The sequence below is a fragment of the Clostridium cylindrosporum DSM 605 genome, from assembly GCF_001047375.1.
GTDB classification, from domain to species: Bacteria; Bacillota; Clostridia; order Clostridiales; family Caloramatoraceae; genus Clostridium_AB; species Clostridium_AB cylindrosporum.
In genome coordinates, this window is the sequence record NZ_LFVU01000026.1 from 225,935 (window position 1) to 247,117 (window position 21,183).

At 30.7% G+C, this 21,183-nt stretch carries 18 protein-coding genes; 13 read left to right on the top strand and 5 right to left on the bottom strand.

Features of this window, described 5'->3' with window-relative positions:
* Window positions 1–174 precede the first annotated feature (174 nt).
* A complete protein-coding gene (locus tag CLCY_RS08000) occupies window positions 175–2,295 on the top strand; it encodes an MASE3 domain-containing sensor histidine kinase (protein WP_048570592.1) in 2,121 nt (706 codons plus the stop codon).
* Between the two features lie 74 nt (window positions 2,296–2,369).
* On the opposite strand, the gene CLCY_RS08005 is transcribed toward CLCY_RS08000, so the two are convergent.
* Complete coding sequence (locus CLCY_RS08005) at window positions 2,370–3,443, bottom strand: GGDEF domain-containing protein (protein WP_048570593.1); 1,074 nt, start codon at window positions 3,441–3,443, stop codon at window positions 2,370–2,372.
* Between the two features lie 236 nt (window positions 3,444–3,679).
* Here CLCY_RS08005 and CLCY_RS08010 point away from each other — a divergent pair, with 236 nt between their 5' ends.
* Entirely contained in the window at window positions 3,680–5,800 is a 2,121-nt protein-coding gene (locus CLCY_RS08010; protein ID WP_048570594.1) for an MASE3 domain-containing sensor histidine kinase, read from the top strand.
* Between the two features lie 180 nt (window positions 5,801–5,980).
* Window positions 5,981–7,246 (top strand): aminotransferase class I/II-fold pyridoxal phosphate-dependent enzyme, encoded by a 1,266-nt coding sequence (locus CLCY_RS08015; protein WP_048570595.1) that lies wholly within the window; start codon window positions 5,981–5,983, stop codon window positions 7,244–7,246.
* 30 nt (window positions 7,247–7,276) lie between these two features.
* Here CLCY_RS08015 and thpR read toward each other — a convergent pair whose 3' ends face one another.
* Both thpR and CLCY_RS08025 read right to left on the bottom strand, forming a co-directional pair.
* Window positions 7,277–7,828 carry an RNA 2',3'-cyclic phosphodiesterase gene (gene thpR, locus CLCY_RS08020; RefSeq protein ID WP_161797118.1) on the bottom strand — a complete coding sequence of 184 codons (552 nt, stop codon included), beginning with the start codon at window positions 7,826–7,828 and terminating at the stop codon, window positions 7,277–7,279.
* 29 nt (window positions 7,829–7,857) lie between these two features.
* Window positions 7,858–9,228 (bottom strand): MATE family efflux transporter, encoded by a 1,371-nt coding sequence (locus tag CLCY_RS08025; RefSeq protein ID WP_048570596.1) that lies wholly within the window; start codon window positions 9,226–9,228, stop codon window positions 7,858–7,860.
* 166 nt (window positions 9,229–9,394) lie between these two features.
* Here CLCY_RS08025 and CLCY_RS08030 point away from each other — a divergent pair, with 166 nt between their 5' ends.
* The 6 genes from CLCY_RS08030 to CLCY_RS08055 all read left to right on the top strand — a co-directional run bounded on the left by CLCY_RS08030 (window position 9,395) and on the right by CLCY_RS08055 (window position 14,349).
* Entirely contained in the window at window positions 9,395–10,276 is an 882-nt protein-coding gene (locus CLCY_RS08030; protein ID WP_048570597.1) for a LysR family transcriptional regulator, read from the top strand.
* A 99-nt stretch (window positions 10,277–10,375) separates the two neighbouring features.
* Window positions 10,376–11,197 carry a nitroreductase family protein gene (locus tag CLCY_RS08035; RefSeq protein ID WP_048570598.1) on the top strand — a complete coding sequence of 274 codons (822 nt, stop codon included), beginning with the start codon at window positions 10,376–10,378 and terminating at the stop codon, window positions 11,195–11,197.
* A gap of 341 nt (window positions 11,198–11,538) precedes the next feature.
* A complete protein-coding gene (locus tag CLCY_RS08040) occupies window positions 11,539–12,198 on the top strand; it encodes a YeeE/YedE thiosulfate transporter family protein (RefSeq protein WP_048570599.1) in 660 nt (219 codons plus the stop codon).
* 34 nt (window positions 12,199–12,232) lie between these two features.
* Entirely contained in the window at window positions 12,233–12,460 is a 228-nt protein-coding gene (locus tag CLCY_RS08045) for a sulfurtransferase TusA family protein (RefSeq protein WP_048570600.1), read from the top strand.
* Between the two features lie 33 nt (window positions 12,461–12,493).
* Entirely contained in the window at window positions 12,494–13,027 is a 534-nt protein-coding gene (locus CLCY_RS08050; RefSeq protein ID WP_048570601.1) for a YeeE/YedE thiosulfate transporter family protein, read from the top strand.
* A gap of 95 nt (window positions 13,028–13,122) precedes the next feature.
* Window positions 13,123–14,349, top strand: a complete 1,227-nt coding sequence (locus CLCY_RS08055; RefSeq protein WP_048570602.1) for an FAD-dependent oxidoreductase — start codon at window positions 13,123–13,125, stop codon at window positions 14,347–14,349.
* A gap of 58 nt (window positions 14,350–14,407) precedes the next feature.
* Here the strand turns inward: CLCY_RS08055 and CLCY_RS14005 are convergent, their stop codons facing one another.
* Window positions 14,408–14,971, bottom strand: coding sequence for a DUF5661 family protein (locus CLCY_RS14005; protein ID WP_242844957.1), 564 nt, complete (start codon window positions 14,969–14,971; stop codon window positions 14,408–14,410).
* A gap of 138 nt (window positions 14,972–15,109) precedes the next feature.
* Window positions 15,110–16,381 carry a glycoside hydrolase family 18 protein gene (locus CLCY_RS08065; RefSeq protein WP_048570603.1) on the bottom strand — a complete coding sequence of 424 codons (1,272 nt, stop codon included), beginning with the start codon at window positions 16,379–16,381 and terminating at the stop codon, window positions 15,110–15,112.
* A 156-nt stretch (window positions 16,382–16,537) separates the two neighbouring features.
* Here CLCY_RS08065 and CLCY_RS08070 point away from each other — a divergent pair, with 156 nt between their 5' ends.
* The 4 genes from CLCY_RS08070 (at window position 16,538) to CLCY_RS08085 (ending at window position 20,913) form a co-directional block, all read left to right on the top strand.
* On the top strand, window positions 16,538–17,287 hold the full coding sequence (locus CLCY_RS08070) for a threonine/serine exporter family protein (RefSeq protein ID WP_048570604.1): 750 nt from the start codon (window positions 16,538–16,540) through the stop codon (window positions 17,285–17,287).
* A 17-nt stretch (window positions 17,288–17,304) separates the two neighbouring features.
* Window positions 17,305–17,754 carry a threonine/serine exporter family protein gene (locus CLCY_RS08075; RefSeq protein ID WP_048570605.1) on the top strand — a complete coding sequence of 150 codons (450 nt, stop codon included), beginning with the start codon at window positions 17,305–17,307 and terminating at the stop codon, window positions 17,752–17,754.
* Window positions 17,755–17,972: 218 nt separating this feature from the next.
* Window positions 17,973–19,007 (top strand): 3'-5' exonuclease, encoded by a 1,035-nt coding sequence (locus CLCY_RS08080; RefSeq protein ID WP_242844962.1) that lies wholly within the window; start codon window positions 17,973–17,975, stop codon window positions 19,005–19,007.
* Window positions 19,008–19,113: 106 nt separating this feature from the next.
* On the top strand, window positions 19,114–20,913 hold the full coding sequence (locus CLCY_RS08085; RefSeq protein WP_048570607.1) for a hypothetical protein: 1,800 nt from the start codon (window positions 19,114–19,116) through the stop codon (window positions 20,911–20,913).
* Window positions 20,914–21,183: the final 270 nt, after the last annotated feature.

Sequence of the window (21,183 nt, forward strand, 5' to 3'; positions counted from 1 at the left end):
ATTTTTAATCCCTGGGATTCTTCTGATAAATACCTTCTATGGTGGCGTAAAATAAAACAATTTTTCGTAATATTGAATAATAAGTATTTTTTTATGAATAAAAAATGATATAATTGTATATAAATTGTAAATTTACCATATAATATGAAAGTTTGTGTGTTAGGGGTGAGGGAAGTGGATAGTATCAATGTTAAGGAAGAATTTTTGAATATGAATTATGGTATATTTCACAAAGTATTTATCTATATACTATTCTTTATAGGGGCATTGTACCTAGGAAAACAAAACTTTTTAGTATATCATACTTTAGTAGAGATTTTTGGTGTAGTTATTGGCTTTGTTATGGCAGTAATTTCTGTAAATACATATAAGCTACGTAAAGGTAATAAAATAATATTTTTAGGAATTGTATTTGGATTTGTTGCTTTCATTGACTTAATACATTTGTTAGCATATCAAGGGATTAATTATAGTAAAGTATTTACATTTAATACTTCCATGCAGGTTTGGTTAGTTGGAAGGTACATCCAAAGTACATCTTTTTTAATTTTCTTTATTTCAGGGGATAAAATATATAATTTGGTAAAAGCATCAATTAACTGCTTAGTTATCTTAGGGGTATCTTTTATTACAATATTCTATATTAAAGTTTTTCCTGACTATTATATAGAGGCATCTGGATTTACATTTTTCAAGTCAATAACTGCTTATATAAATTGTGGAATCCTATTATTTATGTTAGTTTTTTCAAGAAGAAAAGGTTCTGATAAATTAAGAAGGACAGACATATTTTTATATCTTTCCATAGTAAGTAGCTTAATTTGTGAAGTGCTTTTCATTTTTTCAGTTGAGAAATATGATTATTATTGTATTTTAGCACATATATTTCAGTTATTATCATTTTACTACATATATGTTGCTTTGATTCAATCAAGTTTAAGAGAACCTCACTATGCCCTGATTGAATTGAATAATGTACTGAAAAGTAAAAATGAGAACCTAAAAAGTCTAATTAAAAAGCTTGAATTAGAATATAAACAAAGAAGAGATTTAGAATATGAAAGGGAGAGAAAAAAACAAATACTAGATGGAATATTGGAATCGGTATTAGATGGCATATTAGTTATAAATATAGATAATAAAATAGTACATGTTAATAATCAATATATAAAAATGCTAGATATCCCCTTCAAAATAACCTCTGAAACCACTAATTACGAATTAATAGAATATATTAAAAGTCAAATAAATAATCCAGATGAATTCGTAAATCATATAAGAAAAGAATGGCGAACACAGGATGAATATATACAACATATATACTTTAAAAATGGAAAGATACTAGAAACATCATCTCTTCCATTTACTGAAAATAACATAGTTAATGGGAAAGTAATTATAGTTAGAGATATCACTGAGAAAAGAAAAATTGAGGATCTTCAAAGTCAGATACAGGTAAAGCAAGCATTACTAGAAAAAGCAAGGGAGTTTGATGAACTAAAAACTAACTTTTTCTGTACTGTATCACATGAACTAAAAACCCCAATAAATATTATCCTAGGTGTGATACAGCTGCTATCAGCTACGACAAAAAATGATTTAGAATACCTAAAGGAGCTTTCATCTAGTAAATATATAAATATGATGAAGCAAAACTGCTATAGGCTTATAAAACTTTCGAATAATCTAATCGATATTACCAAGATTGATGCAGGATATACTGAAATGAAAATAAAAAACCAGGATATTGTTTCTGTTATTGAAGATATTACTTTATCAGTAGCTGAATATGTTAAGATAAAGGATATATCATTAGTGTTTGATACAGATATAGAAGAAAGAGTTTTTGCCTTTGATAGTGAGCAATTAGAGAGAGTAATGCTTAATTTATTATCAAATGCAATTAAATTTACAGATTCAAAGGGAATGATAGAAGTTAATATAAAAAATAACGAGGAATCCGTGATTATATCAGTAAGGGATAGTGGAATTGGAATTCCTGAGGATAAGATAGATATAGTATTTGATAGATTTAGACAGGTTGATACTATCCTAAGAAGAAGAAAAGAGGGAAGTGGAATTGGTCTTTCACTTGTAAAGTCTATAATAGAAAAGCATGGTGGAAGTATTTCACTAAAAAGCAAAATAGGTAGGGGGAGCGAGTTTATTATTGAACTACCAATAAATGTGGTGGAGGATAATGATATTTTAGATGAAGTAAGTGCATCTAAAGAGATGAATGTTGATAGAATAAACATAGAGTTTTCTGATATATATGAATTAAATGTATACTAAAAAGTAATAAAAGATAACTAAAGCGTAGACTACAAAGTGTGTACGCTTTAGTTATTTTAATTTTAATAATTTATTTAGGAACAAACCATATTTCTTCCGCTTTGCTTTGCAATGTATAGTTTTTGGTCTGAGATTTCCTTTAAGTAGTTTATGTCATTTGTTGTTTCAGCATAAACAGCAATTCCTATAGAAATTGTTATAGAAACATTTTTCCCGCATGGGAGAATGAACCAGTGATTTTCAACAGCTATTCTTAATCTTTCCGCTATCTCCTTAGTTTTTTCCGCGGATAACCCTCGAAGTATTATAGAGAATTCCTCTCCACCAACTCTTGCTATAAAGTCATCTTCTCTAAAAGACTTTTTAAGTACCTTGCTTATCTCTCTTAATACAAAGTCTCCAGAATCATGTCCATATGTATCATTAATACTTTTAAAGTGATCAATATCTATAGTTATTAAGGATATGCTTTCATCAAGGTTATCTACATTTTCAATTATATTTTTATATCTTAGCTCAAATTCTCCCTTGTTGTATACTCCTGTTAAATAATCATAAATTGATTTTTTATATAATTCCGTAACCCTTTTGTGGCTTTCAATAAGATAGTTTATAAAAAAATATAATGCCACAGATACAATTATAGTAGCAAGGTTTATAAGATTTTCGTCATTAGAGGCTTCCTTATTACCGCTTAAGATTACCGAAAATACTGCTCTACGTATAAGTATGGAATAGATAAACATTAAAATCCACTTTAGGCGATCATTAATATTGAAGCTTGAGAATATACCACAGCCTAAACTTACAAGAATGGTACCTATAGCTGATACTATAGATATATCATTTATACCATGATAAGCTAGGTTAAATATGATAGATATTATCCCTGCAACTACAGATGGAACTATACCACCGAAAAAGGATACTATAATTATACAAAAGTACCTAAAATCAAGTGTTACATTAGATTTTATATGTATGGTAAAAACCATCATAATGCACGTAGATACTCCTGCGATAAACCCAAATAAGAGTCTTTGTTTAATTGGTGAAGAGGGGGTTATGCCCTTACCCATAAAAGCTTTAGCTGTTAAGAATATCAAAACCATAAGAATACATATATTTACAAATATGTCATGTAACATTTAATCAATCCTCCTAATCATATGTCTACTACTTAATAAGTCTAACTATAGTTTCGTCTCTCTTATGCATTTACTTTAAGGTAATAAAGCATAGATTATATAGGTAAATATTCAAAATAAAATTAATTATAATATTATTTGTAATAAATGTACTTAAGTGGAAAAGGTGATATAATTGATATATATTGTATAAGATTATCTTTTTATAGAAAGATAGTAATCAGGGGTGTTGAAAAGTGGAGAATAATAGTATTAATAAAAAAATTTTAGGCATGTCCTATGGTGTATATCTTAGTGCACTTATATATATACTATTTTTTACCGGTGCTATATATATGGGTATTAGGGATTTTTTAATATTTCATACTATGGTTGAGTTGTTCGGAATTGTAATTGGTTTTGTTATGGCTATAATTGCTATCAACACATATAAATTAAATAAGGATAATAGGATAGTATTTTTAGGTGTGGTATTTGGATTTATCGCATTTATTAACTTGATACATTTATTTGCCTATAGGGGAATGAATATTAGTGAAGTTTTTACATTTAATATTTCTATACAAGTATGGACTATTGGAAGATATCTTCAAGGCATAGCCTTTTTAGTTTTATTTACATCAAGAGAGGGGAACTATAACATAAAAAATATATCCATTACATGTTTGATTGTAGTAGGATTGCTCCTTGGTTCCGTATTCTATATAAAGGTATTTCCACAACTTTATATAAAGGGAACTGGATTTACCCTTGTAAAAATTATAGCTGGTTATCTAAATTGTGGTATTTTATTAGGTTTGCTAATTTTGTTAAGAAAAAGGAATCCTAATGGTTTAAATAAAAACGATAAGGCTTTAAGTTTATCGATATTATCTAACTTAGTATGTGAAATGTTTTTTGTTGCTTCTAGTATTACTTATGATATATATAGTGTTTTCGGACATGTATTCCAAATTGTATCATTTTACTATATATATATTGCTGTGGTTCGTTCAAGTCTACAGGAGCCACATTATTCTCTAATTGAACTAAATAGTGTTTTGGTAAATAAGAATGAAAATTTAAAAGCTTTGATTAGAAAGCTTGAGTTAGAATACCAACAAAGAAAAGAGCTTGAGGATGAGAAGGAAAGAAAGCAACAAATATTAAATGGAATACTAGAATCATCGGTAGATGGTATGATTGTTATAGATGATGATGATAAGGTAATTCATTTTAATAATCAATTTATAAGAATGTTAAATATCCCATTTGAAATAACTTCTAAAACAACTAATAGTGAGATTATAGAATTTGTTAAAAAGCAAATAAAAAATCCAGAAGAGTTTGAAGGTCATGTTAGAAAAGAGTGGGAAACATATGATGAATATTTACAATACATATACTTGAAGGATGGGAAGATATTCGAGACATCCTCAGTTCCCTTTATTGATAGTAACACAATCAAAGGGAGATTAATCATATGTAGAGATATAACTGAGAAGAGAAAGATTGAAGAACTTAAAAAGCAGATAGAAATAAGACAAGCCTCATTGGAAAAAGCAAGGGAATTTGATGAACTAAAAACTAATTTCTTCTGTACAGTATCTCATGAGCTGAAAACTCCAATAAATATTATTTTAGGTGTAATACAGCTAGTATCAAGAACAAAGGAAAGTGATTTAGAATATATAAAGAAGTTTTTATCTAATAAATATATTAATATGATGAAACAAAATTGTTTTAGGCTTATCAAGCTTTCAAATAACCTAATAGATATTACTAAAATTGACGCAGGTTATACAGAAATGAAAATTAAGAATCATGATATTATATCTGTTATTGAGGACATTATATTATCCGTTGCAGAATATACGAGAATTAAGGGTATAAACCTAACCTTTGACACGGATATAGAGGAAAAGATTGTTGCCTGTGATGCTGAACAGTTAGAAAGGGTAATGTTAAATTTATTATCAAATGCAATTAAGTATACAGAGTCTAATGGAGAAATAGAAGTAAATATAAAGGATAAGGAAGACTCTGTAGTTATATCAGTAAAGGATAGTGGAATCGGAATACCTAATGATAAGCTAAGTTTAGTATTTGAGAGATTTAGACAAGTTGATTCTACTTTAACTAGACAGAAAGAGGGAAGTGGAATTGGACTTGCTCTTGTAAAGTCTATTGTAGAAAAGCATGGGGGAAAAGTTTCACTAAAAAGTGAAATAGGCAAAGGAAGTGAGTTCATAGTTGAACTGCCAGCTAATTTAGTAATGGATGAAGATGCTATTAATGAAGTAGCTGCAACTAAGGACATGAATGTAGATAGAATAAATATAGAGTTTTCTGATATATATGAGCTAAATATATATTAGAAAAATATAGAATATAAAGCGCCAAGTTATTAAGATAGATAACTTGGCGTTTTATATTTTAGTGTGTTAATTTTACAAATTATTCTGAAAAGTGCTGATGTATCCTAGGAATCTACACGATAATTAAAATAGTGAATAAATGGAAAATTAATAATCTAAAATTAGTGAGGAGAGGATTCGATGGATAAGCATTTCTATTCTATGGGAGAAGTACTAGCATACTTAAAAAGCAACAATATATCTGATGTAGAGGAAAGAGCCAGATATGTACAGCACTTTATAGATAAAGAAAATATGGACATTGGATATGAATATGATAGATATATGGAGTATGGTGCTTCTAACTTTTCAAGTGTTGTTACAGAGCACAATAAAAAAAAGAAAGAATGTATATTATGGTGTGTTAATCACTATTTAAGTTTAAATAGAAATACAAGGGTAATAGACAATGCCTGTGATACTATAAGAAAGTTTGGTACAGGATGTGGTACCTCTGCATCATCCTGTGGCATGAGCTCACTACATAAGGAAATAGAAGAGAAGGTAGCAAAACTTGTTGGAAAGGAGAAGGCTATTCTTTTTCCTACAGGATTTAGTGCAAATGTAGCTGCAATTTCCTATCTAGTAGGCGCAAATGATTTAATTATTTTTGATAGAGAGTGTCATTCATCTATAATAAATGGGTTAAAATTATCTAATGCAAAATGGATTTCATTTAAGCATAATAATGTTTTAGACCTAAAGTCAAAAATAAAAAAGTATGAAAATTCCTATGATAATATATTTGTAGTTGTAGAGTCTGCATATTCTATGAGTGGAGATTTAGCACCTTTAAAGGAAATAATAGAACTTAAGAAAGATTTTAAATTCTACTTATATGTAGATGAAGCACATACCTTTGGTATCTACGGAGATAAAGGTCAAGGATATTGTTATCATGAGGGAGTAACTGAAGATGTTGATTTCATTATGTCAACTTTATCAAAGTCCACTGCATCTATAGGAGGTTTTATAGCTGCTAAGGAAAAGTATTGTTCACTACTTAAGTGGTCAGACCCCTATGTATTTCAGGCTTGTATGTCCCCAGCTGATGCCTCTGTAGTTCTTTCATCACTAGAAGAAATTGAAAGAAATCCATGGATGATAAAAGAAATCCATAAAAAGAATAGCTACATGAGGGAGTTATTAAAATCAAAGGGATTTAATTTAGGCAATAGTCAAAGTCCTATTATTCCAATATTTATAGAAGACCATGAAAAATTAAGAATGGTGGTTCGAGACCTTTATGATGAGGGAATATATTCAACTCCAATATGCTATCCAGCTGTTAAGCTAAATGAAGGTAGAATAAGACTTATTCTAAATCTTGGACATACAGTGGAACATATAAATATTACAGTAGAGGCACTTGAGAAGATATGTTCAAAGCATAATTGTTTGGCTTAAATAAAAAATAGCTCACAGGAAACCTGGGAGCTATTTCAATTTCTTTACATATAGGGGTATATACTTTAACTTTCCATTTATTCGGGTACTTTCCATCAAGGAAATCTTATCTACTATTATTGTCAAATCCTCTATAGCTATTTCATCTACTAGTTTACTGAAATCTCTATTTAGTACTACTTGTCTTCCTAGGGTAATATGTGGAGTAAACTTTTTACCTTCTTTCTTGATACTCACTTCTTCAAGTGAATTTTCCATATCTAGGTGAAGCTTATCAAGTGATTCACTTCTTTTTACTCCTACCCAAGGCATTGTTTTATTCCCTCTTGGGAACTCACCTAGTCTAGAAAATTGTAGGTTAAAATCATTTTGCCTTGAGGCTACATCATCTATACATACCTTGATCTTTTCTATGATTTCGTCCTCTACTTCTCCGATAAATTTAAGAGTTAAATGGAAGTTATCTTTAATAGTAAAGTTTCCTCTTGTGCTGTTTTTAATAATTTTATTTTGCATTTCCTGTAGGTAGTCCTTTATGCTTTCCTCAAGTTCTATTGCAATAAAAACTCTTTTATTGGTCAATTTAATCACATCTTTCTTTTATTAATACATTATTTAGTATTACCATTTATAGATATTTTATTGTTTTTAATGATTAATTGCCATTTACCTTTTTTATAAACTATAAATCCTACAATATCTGCGAGTATCCATCCAATAGGTATAGACCACCATATGCCCTTTTCTCCAATGAAAGGAATAGCAGAAAGAGAATATGCCATTAGAACCCTAGTACCAAGTGATATTACAGTGAGGATAATAGACATATTAAGACTTCCAACCCCTCTAAAAAATCCATAGAACATAAATAGGAACCCTATTAGGACATAAAAGATTCCAACTACAGATATATAATCTACACCTGTTTGTATTACATTTATTTCACTAGAATCTACAAACATTCTCATAAAATACTCAGAAAATGAGAATATGATTATAGATGCTATAGTACAAAAGGCTATAATTATCTTAACTGATGAGACTACACCTTTTTTTATTCTATCTAGTTTGCCTCCTCCTATGTTTTGAGCTACATAGGTAGAAAATGCATTTCCAAAGTCTTGAACAGGAAGGTATGCAAGTGAGTCAACCTTGACTGCTGCAGTATATGCGGCTATTACATCGGAGCCGAAGATGTTTACACGTCCCTGTACAGCTACCATTCCTATAGCCATAATGGACTGCTGCATAGATGATAAAATACTAAATCTCGCTATAGTAGAAAATAGTGACTTATCAAATACAAATTCTCCTATTTTCATCGTGAAAATTGGAACCTTAGAAAATGCATATATTAAGCAAAGTATAGAGGAAACAGCCTGAGCAATAACAGTTGCATATGCAGCACCATCTACACCCATATTGAAGTTTATAATGAATACTAGGTCTAGTACTACATTGATAACAGATGCGATAATTAGAAAATACAAAGGGGTTACCGAGTCCCCAACTGCTCTAAGCAATGATGCAGATATATTATATAGTGATGTAAATATTAATCCAGCAAATATTATACTAAGGTAGGAGGTTGCGCTATTTAATATCTCAGGAGGTGTTTTAATTAGTATCAAAAGCGGCTTAGTAAATACAACAGTTATAATTGTTAGGAATATAGTAAGGCCAAGTATAAATATAATAGAGGTTGATACTGAACCTTTTAAATTCTTATAATCCTCAGCACCAAAGTACTGGGATATAACTATTGAACTACCTATACATAGTCCTATGATAAGTAGGGTTATAAAGTTCATAAGGGAAAATGATGAGCCAACAGCAGCAAGGGCTTCTTTTCCTATGAATCTTCCAACAACAATAGAATCAACCATGTTATATAATTGCTGAAACACATTCCCTATCAACATAGGAAATGCAAACTTTAGCATAAGCTTAGTTGGATTACCTCTCCTCATATCAAGTGACATGCACTTACCTCCTTTACTTTAGATTATTTATAGTTGAACATCTTGAATGTTTCTACTTACTACATAATTAGCATTGATGCTATGATAACATGTAAGTAAATATATTAAAAATATTGATTATATTTGATTTGTATATGTTTTTCATATACTTGAAGGAGAATGATTAATGGATATTAAACAATTACGTTATTTTGTTGCTATAGTAGAGGAAGGGCAAATAACAGCTGCAGCTAAAAGACTACATATGACTCAGCCACCTTTAAGTCAGCAGTTAAGTATAATGGAAGAGGAGCTTGGTACCCGTTTATTTCACAAGGTAGGAAAGAGGCTAGAGCTTACAGATGCAGGGGAAGCACTGTATAGAAATGCTATAAACATAGTAAATCTTATGGAAGAATCAAATAAAGAAGTAAAGGAAATAGGAAAAGGGGATAGGGGTAAACTACTAATAGGGGTGAATACACTTTCCCACTATAAGCTTTCAAGTGTGCTTAGAAGATTTCAAGAAAGGCATCCTGAGGTTTCCTATAAGGTGCAACAAAATGAATCAGGTCAGCTATGTAAGTTATTGAAGGAAAGGGAGATAGAACTTGCTATAGTTCGTTTTCCAGTCGACTTAAAGAACTTTTCTGCCTTTTACTTTAAGGAGGATCCATTTTATTTTGTAACATCTAATAAGTTGGCCCTGCAAGGGAATAAGGTATCCTATGAGGATATAAAGGAGTTTCCTCTAATACTTCCAAGTACCGATGGGCTTGGACTTTATAATATGATTTTAGAGCAGTTTTCAAGTAGAGAATTAGAGGCAAATGTAATATGTGAGTGCTCTGATATATTAGTTTTACTAGAGTTAGTATCAGAGAGCTTCGGAGGAACTATAATTCCTGAGTCAGTACTTAAAATCCATAAAGGTTATAATTTAAAGAAATATAAAATAGATGATGATGCTTTCACCTCATCATCAGGAGTGATTTGGTTAAAGGATCGTTATCTATCTATGGCATCAAGAAACTTTATAAAACTTCTAAGGGAAATACACGAAGCATAGTAATCTTATTTATTAGATTTTTCTAAGGATTTGTTACAAATTTTCAAACTGGAATAGGAAAAACAAAAGTGATATCATGGGTTCTAGAGGTGATTTCTAATGATGAAGGTTGATATTGAAAAATGTATTGGATGTAAACAATGTGTAAGAGATTGCTTTCCAGGGGACATTAAGGTTGATAATGGCAAAGCAGAGATTAGAAATGTTGCCTGCTTTAAATGTGGGCACTGTATAGCTGTTTGCCCAACAGGAGCAATTTCAACAGATGATTATAAAATGGAAGACGTTGTAGAATATAATGAAGAAAAGTTTAACATAGACTCAGATACTCTGCTTAATTTTATTAAGTTTAGAAGAAGTATAAGACATTTCAAGGACAAGGATGTTGAAAAGGAAAAGCTTGAAAAGATAATAGAAGCAGGACGTTTTACTCAAACAGGTAGTAATAGTCAAGGGGTATCCTATGTAGTAGTAAAGGATAAATTAGAAGACTTAAAGGAAATCGTATTAAGAAGACTTAGTATTTTAGGTGAAGAAATACTAAATAATTTAAATTCCGAGACTATAAAATATAAAAGATATGCAATGATGTGGCAACAAATGTATAAGGATTATAAGGAAAATCCAAAGGCTGGAGATAAAGTATTCTTCAATGCACCAGCTGTAATACTTGTAATTTCAGACTCCCCAGTTGATGCAGCACTTGCATCATCAAACATGGAACTTATGACAAATGCACTTGGCCTTGGTACATTCTTTAGTGGATTCCTAGTAAGAGCTGCTATAGATAATCAAGAGTTAGTTGATCTACTAGGACTTAAGCCAAGTGATAAAATAGTAACCTCTATGGTTATAGGATATCCAGATATAAAGTTTAAAAGAACGGTACCTAGAAAAGATGCATCTATATTATGGAAATAATTAATATTAGAGCCTACTTGCACTAAGTTTAGTGTAAGTAGGCTTTTTTAGATTTTAGAAGGATGAATATTAGAGTTATTAATAATAATTTCATAGTAAATTGGTAGTAATTAAGCATAGATAATCGCCTATAAACATTATTATTTGTGCTTTTTTATTTTACTTTAGTAACTTCAATTACCTTTAAAGTTACTATTACCAAGGTATAGGTAAAGAAGCTATTTAAAGCAATAATTAATACACTTTAAGCATACAATTTCTATCAATTAAGTAGGGTAGGGGGTTAAAATCGACAAAAAAGTTTGTTATAATACGTAATGTGACAGAAAGGAGATGATTAAATGTCAGAGGTTAAAGCTTCAATTAATAGAAAGCCTAAAAAGAAAAGGATTAATCAGATTCCATTTGGAGTTGCATTATTTATATGTATTATAGGAGCAGGATACTTTATTGCAAACAGTTCACCTAAAGCTGCTTTGATGTGGACATTCGGAGTTATTTTAGGATTTACACTACAAAGGTCAAGGTTCTGTTTCACCGCTTCATTACGTGATCCTGTTTTAACAGGAAGCACATCATTAACAAAGGCGGTTGTAATTGCTATTGCAGTTGCTACAGTAGGATTTGCAGCTATCCAATATGGTGCTGAGCTAAAGAATATAGCTGTACCTGGCAATATTTCGCCGGTTGGTATTCATATAGTTATAGGGGCTGTAATGTTTGGTATAGGTATGGTAATCGCTGGGGGATGTGCCTCTGGAACTCTTATGAGAGTAGGAGAAGGATTCCTTATGCAAATACTTGCCTTAGTGTTTTTTATAATAGGGTCACTTTGGGGAGCAAAGGACTTTGGATGGTGGAAAAGCACATTTATGCCTAAAAAGGGTATATTCCTTCCTGAAGTTATAGGATGGGTACCAGCTTTACTTCTACAGTTCGGACTATTACTTGCAATATATATATTTGCGGACTGGTTTGGAAACAGAAAGTCAAACCAATAATTGAATTTATTATTTATTTTTAGGAGGTATTATTATGTCAGAACATAGATTAGATTGTTTAGGAGAGGCATGTCCAGTGCCATTAATAAAGACTCAAAAGAAATTTAGCACTTTAAATGTTGGAGATGTACTTATAGTTGAAATTGACCATAGCTGTGCTATGAAAAACGTACCAGAATGGGCAAGAAAAGAAGGATACAATGTGGAAATCGAAGAAGTTGACGATGGACAATGGGAAGTATATATAGAAAAAAATAAATAATGTTTTCCTTATGAATAAACAGGGGGTGAAACAGTGGATATTAGAAATAATTCTTATTATAAAAAATTATTAAAGGATCCATGGACATATACAACTGGAGCTGTAATACTAGGTATTATAAATATAGCTATGTTTGCTTCAACTAGTAAGGCATGGGGAGTAACAACTCCATTTTCTTATTGGGGAGCTTGGATATATAAGGCACTTGGTGGCCATCCTGAAAATTGGGTGTATTTTCAACAAAAAGCTCATGCAGCGGCTATTGCTAAAGGATTCTTTAATGATATGCACTCAGTATCAAATATAGGTATAATAGCAGGAGCATCTTTAGCTACATTGCTGGCTTCACAGTTTAAAATTAAAAAGATAAAATCATGGAAGCAGGTTGTAGCTGCAATTCTAGGTGGTTTGCTTATGGGATACGGTGCAAGAATTTCCTTTGGATGTAATATTGGAGCCTTATTTAGTGGAGTAGCGTCAATGTCTCTTCACGGATGGCTATACTGGATATTTATATTCCTTGGTGCTTGGATTGGAAGCAAGCTTTTAGTTAAATATTTTATATAGCATATACAGGGAATCAGGTTCGTTTAATAAACTTTAGTATTAGAACCTGGTTCTCTTTTTAGATTGAGAATATTTAAAACATGGAGATGATTGATATGGAAAAGAAACATGAATACTATGATGCAGTTATAATAGGAGGAGGAGCTTCAGGGTTAACATCTGCAATATACTGTGGAAGAGCAAAACTTAAAACTCTACTAATAGAAAAATCACTAGTAGGTGGACTTGCTACTTATACAAATGAAATAGCAAATTATCCAGGATTCCCAGGAGGAATAACAGGGACAGAACTTATGAACTTATTCCACAAGCAGGCAAAGGAATTTGGAGTGAATTTTAAACTTACTGATGTAAAGAAAGTTCAGCTTGAAGGAAAGGACAAACTAGTTGAAACCTTTAGAGTAGTGTATCATGCAAAATCAGTTATAATTTCTACTGGTGGGAAGCCAAGACTTACACAGGCTAAAAATGAGGAAAACTTCCTATATGATAGGGGAATCTCCTTCTGTGCAACCTGTGATGCAGCCTATAACACAGATAAGACGGTTATGGTTATAGGAAGTGGAGATGCAGCTATAGAGGAAGGGATATTCCTTACAAAGTTTGCAAGTAAGGTTATAGTCTCTGTAGTTCACGATGAAGGGATAATGGATGCAAATAAAATTGCACAGGAGCAGGCTCTGAAGAATCCAAGAATGGAATTTAAGTGGAATACTACTGTAGATTCATTTGAGGGTGAGGAAAGGTTAAATGCAGTAGTTCTAAAGAATGTTAAAACTGGGGAGATTGATAAGGTAGAGGTTGATGGATGTTTCCTATTTATAGGATATGTTCCTAACACAGAAATATTTGAGGGACAAATTAATCTTAGTCCTCAAGGTAATATAATAACAAATGAAAAGATGGAAACCAATCTTGAAGGTGTTTTTGCTATTGGAGATGTTAGAGATAAGTACGTGAAGCAAGTTGCTACAGCGGTAGGTGATGGTGCTATTGCTGGAGTAGGCGCAGAGAAATACATCGCTGAATCAGAAGTATTCGAAAATGAAATAATGCAAAGTGAAAAGATAGGGCTTATATATTTATGGGCACCTACTGATGAAACTAGCAGAAATTATATGAAGGTTATAGAAGAGGTTGAAAAGGAATTAAAGGAAAGTATAAAAGTTCAAAAAATAGATGTATATAAAAACTCAGGTCTTGCATCAAGACTTGGCACTACAGAGGTATCAACACTTGTTTATACTAAGGATGGTAAAGTAGTGAAAATTGATAAAGAAATTTCTAAAGAACATATAAAGGATATAATATCTTCACTTTAATATTAATATGTATGAAAAAGGCTCAATGTTTTTACATTGAGCCTTTTAAAATATAGTATTACTTTTTAAGTACTCCTACCTTAGGTAGATTTTCTAGAATACTTGATGATCCGTGGCAATTTTGAAACTCAGAGGTTAAATCTTTACCAGCTGATACTCCGAAGTGTACTCCTGAACTCCAATTTGGATTGTTGGTTACATCATATACAATTCCATTAACTGCTACATAGGTAGGTTTTCCCGCGGTGCCATCATACTGAGATAGTTCACTTAAAGTAAATTCCCTAGTCTCATTATCAGGATTCCTTAATCTAGACCAGTATTCCTCAGCTTCCTCTTCAAGCTTAACAAGTCTTACATAGTAATCAGGAAACTCTCTAAGATGTGATAAAGTTATTTTCCCTGTTAGAATTGGATCATCATTAGTTATATTTGTTTCAGAAAACTTTGATCCATGTTCTAGTTCAACATTTAATCCTATATTAAATTGTTTTAAATCAAAGAGTTCCTTATTAAAATCAAGTCTAAGTGCCTTTGCAATATCAGCTGCTTCCTCAGATGTAAACTCATCTTTATAAGATCTATAAATTTCATTTAAACTACTAAATGGGGTAAAGTACATTAGATTCCTCCTAAAATATAATTACATTACTATTTTATGCTATTGATTTGATTGTAGGACTCTAATACTAGATGTATAAGTTTATCTACAAAGTGTAAAGTCCAATACTTTTTAGTACTGGACTTTATAGTTAAGGATCTATTTGAATTTTTTAATAGTAAAGGTATCATTTAATAGTGACCAGTTTTCAGGATAAGGGAAACCAAGTGCCCAGTAAGTGATACCACGAAGATTATATTTTTTAACTAAGTCAAATTTGGCCTTAGCACTTCTTGCATCTTCAAACCAAACCTCATGTCCCTGTCCGTTTTCATCTACATATCGATAAAATGGTGCCTGTGCATTTGTATCATATTGAATTGTAGCACCATATTTCATTGCTCGATTTAGTGCTTCCTGAGGGCTAAATGTTTCTGCTACATTACCCTTAACGTGAGGAATAAGCCAATCCCTTGCATATATTTCGAAGCCTAAATGTATTTTATTAGCAGGCATAACTGACAGGGCATACTTAACTACTTTCTCTATTTCTTTTATAGGTGAGATTGCTTGAGGCGGTCCTAGACGGTACCCCCATTCATATGTCATTAAAACCACGAAATCAACGATATTACCAAGTGCGGGATAGTCATGTGCTTCATATAAAAGCCCAGGTTGAGTGCCACTTGTCTTTGGGGCAAGTGCAGTAGATACAATATATCCCCTTGGATGAAGGCGATTAACAGCAAGCTGAACAAAGCCAATATAAGCTTCACGATCAGATGGAAGCACATTTTCGAAATTTATGTTTAGTCCTTTATAACCTTTTTCATCCATAACATTAATAACATTTCTTAATAGCTTTTCTTGTAGGTCTTTACTAGATAAGATAGCATGAGCTGTTTGAGATCCAATGTCCCCGGGTTTGAAATTCATAATAGATAGAGTAGGAATAACATTGTTAAGCTTTGCAGCGGCAAGTTGCATCTCGTCTGGAGTTTCATCAAGTGTACCACTTTTTGTAACTACATAGGCTTTAGGGCTAAAGTAAGTAAGTGATTTTCCTACCTCATTAACAGACTTAGCACCTAATTTATCATCTTCATAGCTATAAGCATACACATCAATTATTGGTTTAGATGTAGGAATGATTAGTAGCATTCCAGGATAAATAATATTTGGGTTTGTAATTTCATTTGCGGATACAATTGACTCAACTGTTACTCCATGCTTATGTGCTATTGACCATAATGTATCTCCAGGCTGAACCCTATGGTATCCATTAAGTTTTGGAATAAGTAAGGCTTGACCAATTGCTAGTTGATTTGGACTTTGAAGCCCATTAACTTTAGCTATTAAGTCCATATTAACATTATAGCGATTGGCAATTTTCCAAAGAGTATCGCCTTTGTTAACAACATATATATCCAAAAAAGGCCTCCTTAAAATATTTACTCTCAATAATTTAATATATGTGGATTGTTGTAAAATGTGCAATAACTAACTTAAATCAAAGTCTAAATGGGTATACTACTTATAAATATCTTTCAAATTAAGTTTTTAGCCTGTGGAGGGTAGGTGGAGCATATGAATAAAGTAGAAAATGAAGAATTGGTGATAAAGTGTATTTTACTAGTAGGAACTTTACTAATGAAAAGTGGATCAGAGACCTATAGGGTTCAGGATACTATGAGAGATATTGCGCTTTCTAAGGGGTTTAATAATTCCAGAATAACTGTTACCTCTACGAAAGTTATTTTTTTACCAGGTACTAACTATGAATCAAAAACTATTAAGGTTACAAAACGAATAACGGACCTTGAAAAGATTTCACGTATTAATTCTGTCTCTCTTAATTTAATAAAGTCTAAGATAACTATAAAAGAAGCTTATAACGCTTTGCTTTATATAGATAAAACAAACATTTCACTACCTATTTTTGCACAAGTAGTTTTGCCGGCACTTGCTAGTGGAGGTTTTATAGTTTTATTTCAAGGTAAATATATTGATATTCCAGCTGCTATACTTGCAGGAGGACTTGGATATGGAACATTTCTTATGCTTTTTAAGCTAACAAATATAAAATTTATATCAGATTTTATAGCTTCAGTTGTTATTGCATTAGTGGCATTAGGAGCAACAAAATATGGCTTAGGGACAGATATAGAAAAGATTATTGTTGGTTCTGTTATGCCATTAGTACCAGGTATCACTATTGCAAATGGAGTAAGGGATTTAGTAACAGGGCATTTTGTTGTGGCTATGCCAAGATGTGCAGAGTCTTGTCTTACTGCTTTAGCTGTTGGTTCAGGGATAGCTTCTGTAGTAGTATTTTAAGGTTAGGAGAAGAAAAGATGGATTGGTTTATGCAAGGGATAGGTAGCTTTCTAGCGGCAGTTGGAATCTCTGTAGTTTTTAATGCACCTGCAAAATTTCTAGTAAACTGCGGTGTATTAGGAATAATGGGGTGGATGACTTCCTATATACTTATAAAAAATTCAGTTAATATATATCCAGCTTCATTTGCAGGGGCATTTATAGTTGGAATTTTAGCCCATGTTTTAGCGAGTTACTTTAAAATGCCAACAATCCTCTTTAATGTTGCTGGGATTATACCTTTAGTTCCAGGGGGAATGGCATATGAAGCTATGCACTCGATTGCCTCAAATAAATATATTGAAGGGCTACAGTATGCAGCAAATGTAAGTGTATTATCAGCTGTAATTGTTGTAGGACTAGTATTTGCGGATGTGTTAATTAAATTAATAAGTTCGATTAAATATAGATTGAAAAGAGTGGTATAGTGTAATTCCAAATAAAAATATCTAATCCTTATTAAGCTGACGTAGAAGCTTAATGAATTGAAGTCTTACGGTTTATGACTATGAAGTTAAATTAAATTTAAAATAGTTTAAGTAAAGCATATTATTGTAGTATAAACATTTTTCCACTTACATAATAATAATTACTCTTGAAAAAATTTCCAGTGTAATTATTATGTGAAGGGGATAGTATTTTGGCAATGGAAGGAATTTCTAAAAAGTGGATGGTTTCAGAAGCAGAGTTAGATGATGAACAATACAAAATAAGACAATTAAAGTTTGATAATTATCTTATTGAGGGATGTGCAGGAAGCGGTAAAACTGTTTTGGCTTTACATAAAGCTAAAGAAATCCAAGATACAAAACGAGGTACTTATTTGGTAGTAATCTATACTAAAGCCTTAAGAAGTTTTATAGAAGATGGTGTTAAAAGTTTAGGATTAGATGCTTCAAAGGTATGTCATTATGATGATTTATCTAGATCAGGTATTTCATCTGCTGATTATATTATAGTAGATGAGGTACAGGATTTTTCAAGGGAAGAAATATCTAAGTTAATTAACATGGCAAACGAAAACTTTATCTTTTTTGGGGATGATGCACAACAGATATATACATCAAAAACCCATAATATCACTTTAAGTGATATTGAGTCTATAGCCCAAATTGATAGTAAAAATCATAAGAGACTTGATAAAAACTATCGTTTGCCGAGAAAAGTAGCTAAGTTTGCACAAAGCGTTACTGAAAAACAGAATAATATATTAAATAGATGTACTAGAATGGGTAAAGAAATTCCTATGATTATAAAATGTAAAGGGTTATATCAGGAATTAGATTACATTATTAATACCATACAGAATGAAAGATGGAGTGATGTAGGTATTTTATTAGCAAGTAATAAGGAAGTTATAAGCGTAAAAGATTACTTTGAGAGTAAAGGTATTGATGTTGAGTACAAATATGATGAAAGGAGAAAAACCTATAATACTTTAGACTTCTATAGTAATAAGCCTAAAATACTTACCTATCATAGTTCAAAGGGATTACAATTTGAAAATGTCTTTTTACCTGCATGTGAAGTAAGAAGTGATAGTATAAACTATAGCTATAAGGAGGCTTTATATGTAGCTGTTACTAGGACATGCAGCAATCTATTTATACTATATTCAAATGAATTATCTCCATTTTTAAAAAGTATTCCACGTGAATATTATGATTTTAAAGAATTTTAGTGTAATAAGATTATAAATATACATTTGTAGTTGCTCCCAGTTTTTAGGCTATATATTATAAGGACTGGGAGTTAGCTTTATAATTTAATATATAAGGAGAAAAAGTATGAAATTATATTTTCCAACTTCATCTTTGAATTTTAACGATATTTTTGCTACAGAAAGTATATCTCCAAGAGCATTTTATGAAAAAAGAACATATGGGACAAAAAGACACTTTGGAACTGAGTTATCGATTGGCAATAAGTTTATAACATTATTCTCAAAGGTTCCTAGTTTTAAATTAGCTGACAGCTTAGAGTCAGAATACGAGGAGTACCCTATAATTTTTGAATTTGATATTGATGATATAGAATATGAATTAGATAAGGTTTCACAAGATGTATATATTACATCAAAAACAATATACTTCAATAAGTCGAATACAAAGGTTTTATTTTTATCACAAGTACATTTGGATAGAATTTTAGCAAAGTCTAAAACTGTGTATGAAACTAAGCTAATAATTAAATATATAGATAAGTTTGAAGTAATAAAGGATTTATATCTTAATAATATAGAATTAGATGAAAATAAAGATTGTGAGTATACTCAAAGTGATATTGAAATTGAAATAATAAAAGATACGCTTTTTAACAATGTTAAAGGACTATATTATGCATATGCTATTAGGAGATGTATAGACCAATACATCAGGAAAGCGGAAGAATATAATCTAATGTTAAAATATATATCACCAGTTAAGAATTTAATAGGATTCTATAAAAAAACCAATACAAAATATAGTGAGATATTTATAGATAAATTTACTTTTGATATTAAATATATAGAAAGATATTCAGAGCTTTTAAGAGAAGAGTGTGATGAGTTTAATAACTGGTTAAATGTAATTGATGTTAATAATAATGAGATAAGTTTTTGCGATATAGGACTAAAAGATTCAGAGGAATTAAAAGTTTATGAAATTATTACTAACTGTATAATGAAAAGCCCAAAGTCTAAAGTTGGTGATATAGATAAGGAAGAGATAGAGGAGTTAATTAAAGGTATTGGAAAAGAAATTACAAAGCAATTTGGAGAAGAATCTTTGCAAAGAAAAGAATGTGCATTAATTTATAAAAAAATTGCAAATAGAATGTATGAGATAGATGTTAATGAAATTACTTCTGATGTCCTTCAAAACTTCCTAGCTTTTATTTCTAAGTATGATAACATTAGTGATATGAATGATTACTTGCAGTATAAGAATATTAAATATGATTATGTAGCATATTCTTTCTTAGGTGCATTTTTAGGTTTTTCTGGATTAGATAAGAATATATTTTATAATTTATTTAATAGTAGTAATGAAAAGATTCTAGAAACTATCGATAATAATTTAGATAAATTAAGAAAAGAAATTTATTTTAAAAATGAAGAACCTTCTAAATATGAAGAAAATAGTGGGGGAACTTTAGAGCCTATAGATGCCACTGAAAATAAAGGTGTAGTAGACGATGTCGAAAGTAAAAATGTATTAGAAGATAATGTGGTTAAGAAAGGAATATATGAAGAAATTCAAAGAATAAGAAAAGATAAAAAAATAAAGGATATTTTGAAGAAGAGTTTTATTGATGTTAAGAGTAGAATACAAGTAAAGATAGAGAACTTAGAATCCAATATTAGAATTACAGTACCTGAATCCGAGAATTTTAAAACTATGTATGTTTATTTAATACATAAAGATAGTATCCAAGAAGGGGAAAGGGAAGAATTTAAAAAGCAATTAAATGATATAGGTATAATTAATAATAGAATTCAAGGAAATTATCCTATTTATAGGTATAATAAGTTTTTTGAAGATAATGTATTTACTCTAAACCTTGAGGAAGAAGAGTTTTTATTGGAATGTTTAAAAGATATGTAGTAAATTTTTTTACATAAAATAGCTTAAATTTTCAACAGATAGGGGCTTATCAATAAACTTCTCATAGTATAGTTATATAATTAAAATAGTAGTAACCATTTGAAATTGGAGCTACTATTTTTTTGAGCTTTTTTCTATTAATGGCAATATTAAATATAATAGATATATGTATCACATCCCTTCAAAAAGGATGAGTGATAACCATAGCGCACATACAACCATATTGAATTGTACTAAAAAGATATAGCATATGTTATAACATAATTCTAT